This is a genomic window from Flavobacterium sp. (assembly GCF_044368625.1).
Taxonomy (GTDB): domain Bacteria; phylum Bacteroidota; class Bacteroidia; order Flavobacteriales; family Flavobacteriaceae; genus Flavobacterium.
Genome location: NZ_JBIPPD010000201.1, coordinates 1 through 5,920, shown reverse-complemented (window position 1 = coordinate 5,920; position 5,920 = coordinate 1). Strand labels below are relative to the sequence as shown.

Below are 5,920 nucleotides of genomic sequence, written 5' to 3'. Positions count from 1 at the left end.
ATCTGAACGAGTTTGTTTATAAGCTAAATCGCAGATATTTTGGTGAGAAAATCTTCGATAGACTAGTGATAGCAAGCATTACAGGAGTATGATTAAAAACGGATATGCATTTATTATATTTAAAATTTACAAAACCGATAAATAATTTGATTTCGGAATTAATACCCTGATTCTGAAAATTATTATTTTCATTAGCAAAATTGCTGTTATTTTGGTTATTAAAAACTTGATGAATTCCTAAATCTAATGATGCATTATCATTAAAATCATACTTCCAGATTTGCGATAATTTGTGAATGTTGCTTGCTTTATCTACAGCAATTGATCTATTAAAACTGTCATTGGAACTATTTCCATCTAAAACATCGTTATTTGTACTGAATGAATAGGTAAAATCTAGTATATTGTTTTTCGAAAATGTGTGATTTATGTTTGAAAACCAGATATGTTTTCTTTCCAATTCATTTTCTTTATTTTTTAAGTTTAAAGTCTCGTCATTAATTTGCCTTTTAATTTTAGAGGTATTAACCTGTGGCAAATAGTTAAAACTATAATTGGTATAAAATGAAGTTTTTTTTACATTTACAGCATAGTTACCACTTAAAAAATTATAATAATTAGTTTTTATACCATTTGTAGCGTTCACTCCAAATCGATAATTTTCAGATACTTTCTGTATCACAATATTTAAAACCGACCCTACGGAAGACTCGTAGCTTGCATTTGGGTTTGTGGTAATTTCTAATTGCTTTACTGTTTTGGGATTTAAGGATTTTAAATAATCCTCTAATTCATTTGCACCGAGATTGCTTTCGATACCGTTAATAAAAATTGAGGCAACTTTTCCATTTATTTTTATGGGATTATCGTCCGCAACTCGAAGAAGTGGAATGTTTTTTAGAGCTTCCCAAGTATCTTGTTGATCTTCAAAACTTGTACCCTGTACATTAACCTCATATATACCTCTATTCTTTTTTAATTTTACAGTTTTTTTATTAACAATAATCACTTCTTGCAATTTTTCGGTCGCAACTGTATCTACTTGGCAGTAAAGTAAACTATGTGAAAAAAAAATAATATAGTACAAAAGATTATTAGGTATTTCCATCTTTAAAATAAAATGCCGTTAGATTCCAAACTATTAAGGTCACCGAGAAAAAATATAAGTTTAAAAAAATAGCAATCCCTAAATGCATTGACATCGTAGCGTATAACCAAAATAATCGTGTTTTTCTATTAAGAACAAAAAATGGATATAGAAGTTCTACCAATATTGTAAACCAAGATAAACAGATAAATAGTATTGGATATTTACCTAGAAAATCGATGTTAATAGTAAAGTCGTTTCCAAAACTTGGCAAGTGAATGGCTTTCCAAATTGACTCACCATTTCTCCAGTTATATCCGGATAATTTTTCAAGCCCGGAAACAAAATAGGCAATGCAAATGTGAATTTGAAAAGTTTTCTGTTGTATTGTATACCTTGACTTTGTTTTGTTTTTTAGTATTGAATAATAATCATCGGATGGTAAGATACTTATGTAGAGTAATGACATCATTAAAAAAAAGTCAACGCCATAACTATACAAACCACTTGACTTTATTAAAGAAGTAAATGCGAGTAATAAAAAAATTGCAAAGATTCGAGAATAAAATCCTATTATTACAAAGACACATAAAGTGATAAAAATAAATTTAAAAATATTGACTGCAACTATTTCATCCCCTACTAATATGTTAATTAATTCTATAATTTGGTTATAATTTACTACCTCGCTGCTGGAATAAACAGTATGAATATCAGATGGAATAATTGAGTTGAGACCGTACAAAAGATTGAAATCTTTTAAAAATGACAAAAAAAGCAATATTAATATGAGCCCAGTTGCTATTCTAAAGAAAGGAATAAAAACTGGATTATTATTTTCGAGTTGATACTGTTTCAGAAAATTTTGAAGTATTTTTTTTGGTCTGCTGTTCAATTTTAATCAATTTAGGTTTTAAAAGAGGGAATTCGCTTAAATAAGGGAAATGATATAAGTAAATGGTAGTTCGTATAGAATCGATGCTATTGTCATACTTTAAATGATATGAATTTAATCGATTAACAATCATCTTGTAATATTTTATTTTTAGAGAATCTTTTTCAGCGGCATTTTTTTTATCTTCTTCGTCTAAAAATTCCATGAAGGAATTATTTAAGTTTGAAAATCTATGTTTACCTTCTTTAGTTTGTAACATCCAATCAGACTTTTTATAAGCAACAGTTTTTTTCTTATATATCTCATGAAAGATTAAAAAATCACTTGCAACATTTGGAGAAAAAAAACCGTAACCCGTATTAAGACCGGTGTTAACACGAAATACATTGAAAATTTTTTGATTTCTAATTGAGTTTAGAACAAATTGTACATGCTTGTTTGGCTCTTTATCATAAAATCTGATATGACTTCCATAACCCGTGTCAAAAGAACTAAATACAACCGAAAACAAAATAAGAACACACACAGAGATTATATAAATTTTAGTCGTATTTCTGTAAAATTTTTTCAATTTTTCGTTTTTCATCAGCCGTGATTTTCATATTAGTGCTTGCAGAAACCATACTTGTATTGTATTGACCATCTTTAAATGTGGTTTTAACAAACTTATAGCCACGGTCACTTTTTACCGAGATTTTTTCTAGTTCTGACCATTTTTTTTCATCTAAATCTTTTACATCTATTAAATTCAGACTTCTACAACTGTATATTACGAACAACAACAGCAGTATAATCACAATTGCATTCTTCATTTACTATACTTTTCAATTACTTTTATACATCTATTGTACTCATCGAGAACTGGATCTATCGTATCATCCTCACATTTTGTTCCGTCTTCTTTTGTGCTTGTTGCTGATACAGTTTCTCTATAAATATGCCAAATAAAACTACTCAAAAAAATTCTTTTCTCAACAAACGAAGAGGTGCCGTAGTTGTAATTTGCTTTTTCAATAAGTTCAAAATTTTCAACGGGCTGCGAATTGGCTTCTGTAAATGACATTGTGGTCATTGCCAAAAGAAGTATTACAATCATATAAACATTTTTCATAACTTGCTGTAATTATTCTTGGTTTTTAAAAAATTATAAAAGCACCGTAACATCGCCTTACAGTGCTTTATCTCTAAATACTTACATTATGCTCCATATTTTTGTACAAGTGAAGACATATTGTAGGCGATTGTCGGAGTTGGGTCTTTTACAACTTCTCCTTTGTCCTTGCATTCGCAATCTGTTCCTCTGGTGCTTGCAGAAACTGTTTCTTTTGCAGCATCTTTTGTTAATGAACTTGTTACATGCTTCTTACTTGACCAAGAGCCAGTACCAAAATAACATAAATCTTGGTTGACATTGGTCAATTCAACTGTATTGTTTTCAGTTAAATTTAGTTGTTCAATCAATAGGTTGTCTGTTGCATTGAAATTAATGAACGATAACGATAAAATTCCAAAAAGTGGTAGTGCAATAAATTTTTTCATAATGAATACTTTTAATTAGATAACAAAGCAAAAAAAAAAAAAAACAGATAATCAAAACAAATTGCGTTAAAAATTTATTAAATATTTTTTTACAGTTAAATAATTTGATATCGCAGTTAGCGAACGTTTCTAAAATTTAAAAAATCGATTGATTTTACCTCTTCAATTCAGCAGCTACTTTCTCTAATTCGGCATACCAATCTTCGCCAAATTTGCGGATCAATGCTTCCTTCACAAACTTGTAAACGGGTACTTCGAGTTCAGCACCAAGGCTACAAGCGGGATCGCAAATGTCCCATTTGTCGTAATTGACAGCGGCAAATTCAGAAAAATCCTTAACTCTGATGGGGTATAAATGACAGGAAACTGGTTTTTTCCAGTCAACAATGCCTTGGTTGTAAGCTTGCTCGATGCCGCAAAGTGCCGTTTTGCCGTCAAAGATGACGTAGGCACAATCTTTATTGTCAATCAATGGCGTTTCTAAAGTTCCATCGGTACCCACAACCCACGGGCCTTGGGCTTCGATAGCGGCAATGCCTTCTTTGCGTAAAAAAGGTTTTACTTTTGGATAAATGGCTTCCATGATTTTGGTTTCATCTTCGGTAAGCGGTGCTCCGGCATCGCCATCGACACAGCAAGCGCCTTTGCAAGCCGACAAATTACACACAAAATCTTTCTCTAAAATGTCTTCCGACACGATGGTTTTTCCTAGTTGAAACATGGGGCAAAGATAGGGAAAGATTGGAAAGTATTAAGAATTAAGACAACCCGAAGGAAAGTATTAAGACTAGAGTATTAAGAATTAAGACAACCCGAAGGAAAGTATTAAGACTAGAGTATTAAGAATTAAGACAACACGAAGGAAAGTATTAAGACTAGAGTATTAAGAATTAAGACAACACGAAGGAAATATCAAGACGAGAGTAGCAAGAATTAAGACATGTGAAAAGTATTAAGACCAAAGTATTTAGAATTAAGACAACTGTATTTTCAATATTATTAAGCTTTATGACTAAAAACTCTTTTAGACTTTTAACCTTTTTACCTTCTGAACCTCAGTAACTTTGCAACTAAGTACCTCCACATAAATTAACTCAAAATTAGCTTTCACTACAATTATTTGAAATACTTTTGCACCCAGAAAAAAGACCCTGCTATGAATTTGGATTTTAGAGAAATTATCACTGTTGCAATGGTACTTTTTGCCGTAATTGATATCGTAGGAAGCATTCCAATTATTATCGATTTGCGTACCAAATTTGGACACGTGGAATCTGGCAAAGCCTCGATTGTGGCTGGTGTAATTATGATTACGTTTCTTTTTGTGGGCGAACAAATCCTGAGTTTAATTGGCATTGACGTAAATTCGTTTGCCGTCGCCGGTGCATTTGTACTTTTTTTCTTGGCCTTAGAAATGATTTTGGGCATTCGATTGTACAAAGATGATGAAGCGAGTTCGGCATCGATTGTTCCCATTGCATTTCCGTTGATTGCTGGAGCGGGAACGATGACTACCTTACTTTCGTTACGGGCACAATACCAAGCCATCAATATTATTATAGCCATTGTGTTGAATATTATTTTGGTGTATTTGGTTCTAAAAGCTTCCAAAAAAATCGAAACAAAGCTTGGCAAAAATGGTTTGAGTGTGATTCGAAAAACCTTTGGAGTTATACTACTTGCTATCGCTGTTAAATTATTTGCAAGTAATGTTAAAGCACTATTTATCTAATCAATTTTTTTTTAATTTCGCATTCTTAAATGCACTAAAATGAAAATATTCACGATTGTATTAATTATTATAGCAACCGCTTTAATCATTTTCAACATCACTATGCTTGATTTTGAAAATTTATTTAAAGGGGATAGTCTAGTGGGATTAATCGGAATTGTAGCTTCCATTTGTGCGGTTTTGATTTTGCTTATTTTTCGCATGTCAAAAGCCATTCAAGACAAAACACAAAACTAATACTTCATGTTTGATGTCTTAATCATTGGAGGAGGCGTTTCGGGAGTTTCCTGTGCTTTGGTATTGGGTTCGGCAAAAAACAAATGGTTTGCAGCCGAAAAACAAACCGGCATTTTTACCCATCAAAAATCTTCAAATTTGCAAGAGGCAATATTCAACAATGCCTACGGAATTCCGGCCGGAACTTTAGGGTCTGATTTAATGCTCCACAGCACCGAACAGTTAGCAACGTTATACCCCCATGTAGTTCAAATTTCGAATGAAAAAGTTTTGAGAATTGAAGGTTTTTCAGGCGAATTTATCGTTGTTACTAATAAAAAATCATACTTAACAAAAACAATTGTTGTAGCCATTAATGCTTCGAATACTTTTGCAATTGAAGGGTTGATGCACTTTGTTATTCCGCACGAAAAAGCGAATCCAGAAAAAA

General features: G+C 31.8%; 10 protein-coding genes. 3 read left to right on the top strand and 7 right to left on the bottom strand.

Annotated features, from left to right (window positions below):
• Positions 1-16 precede the first annotated feature (16 nt).
• The 7 genes from ACIQ2X_RS12935 to ACIQ2X_RS12905 form a co-directional block, all read right to left on the bottom strand.
• Positions 17-1,108 (bottom strand): hypothetical protein, encoded by a 1,092-nt coding sequence (locus ACIQ2X_RS12935; protein ID WP_396179341.1) that lies wholly within the window; start codon positions 1,106-1,108, stop codon positions 17-19.
• Entirely contained in the window at positions 1,095-1,982 is an 888-nt protein-coding gene (locus tag ACIQ2X_RS12930) for a hypothetical protein (RefSeq protein ID WP_396179340.1), read from the bottom strand. Before ACIQ2X_RS12930 ends, ACIQ2X_RS12935 begins: the two co-directional genes overlap by 14 nt.
• A complete protein-coding gene (locus ACIQ2X_RS12925) occupies positions 1,921-2,568 on the bottom strand; it encodes a hypothetical protein (RefSeq protein WP_396179339.1) in 648 nt (215 codons plus the stop codon). Before ACIQ2X_RS12925 ends, ACIQ2X_RS12930 begins: the two co-directional genes overlap by 62 nt.
• The gene (locus ACIQ2X_RS12920; RefSeq protein ID WP_396179338.1) at positions 2,525-2,794 is read right to left on the bottom strand and encodes a hypothetical protein; all 270 of its coding nucleotides are present in this window, start codon (positions 2,792-2,794) and stop codon (positions 2,525-2,527) included. The genes ACIQ2X_RS12925 and ACIQ2X_RS12920 overlap by 44 nt, the downstream gene beginning before the upstream one ends.
• Positions 2,791-3,078 (bottom strand): hypothetical protein, encoded by a 288-nt coding sequence (locus ACIQ2X_RS12915; RefSeq protein WP_396179337.1) that lies wholly within the window; start codon positions 3,076-3,078, stop codon positions 2,791-2,793. Before ACIQ2X_RS12915 ends, ACIQ2X_RS12920 begins: the two co-directional genes overlap by 4 nt.
• Positions 3,079-3,179: 101 nt before the next feature.
• Entirely contained in the window at positions 3,180-3,521 is a 342-nt protein-coding gene (locus ACIQ2X_RS12910) for a hypothetical protein (protein WP_396179336.1), read from the bottom strand.
• 154 nt (positions 3,522-3,675) lie between these two features.
• On the bottom strand, positions 3,676-4,242 hold the full coding sequence (locus ACIQ2X_RS12905; protein WP_396179335.1) for a DUF3109 family protein: 567 nt from the start codon (positions 4,240-4,242) through the stop codon (positions 3,676-3,678).
• Between the two features lie 435 nt (positions 4,243-4,677).
• Here ACIQ2X_RS12905 and ACIQ2X_RS12900 point away from each other — a divergent pair, with 435 nt between their 5' ends.
• The 3 genes from ACIQ2X_RS12900 to ACIQ2X_RS12890 all read left to right on the top strand — a co-directional run.
• The gene (locus ACIQ2X_RS12900; protein WP_396179334.1) at positions 4,678-5,253 is read left to right on the top strand and encodes a MarC family protein; all 576 of its coding nucleotides are present in this window, start codon (positions 4,678-4,680) and stop codon (positions 5,251-5,253) included.
• 39 nt (positions 5,254-5,292) lie between these two features.
• On the top strand, positions 5,293-5,490 hold the full coding sequence (locus tag ACIQ2X_RS12895; RefSeq protein WP_396179333.1) for a hypothetical protein: 198 nt from the start codon (positions 5,293-5,295) through the stop codon (positions 5,488-5,490).
• Between the two features lie 6 nt (positions 5,491-5,496).
• The coding region (locus ACIQ2X_RS12890; protein ID WP_396179332.1) for an NAD(P)/FAD-dependent oxidoreductase at positions 5,497-5,920 on the top strand (424 nt) is incomplete at its 3' end.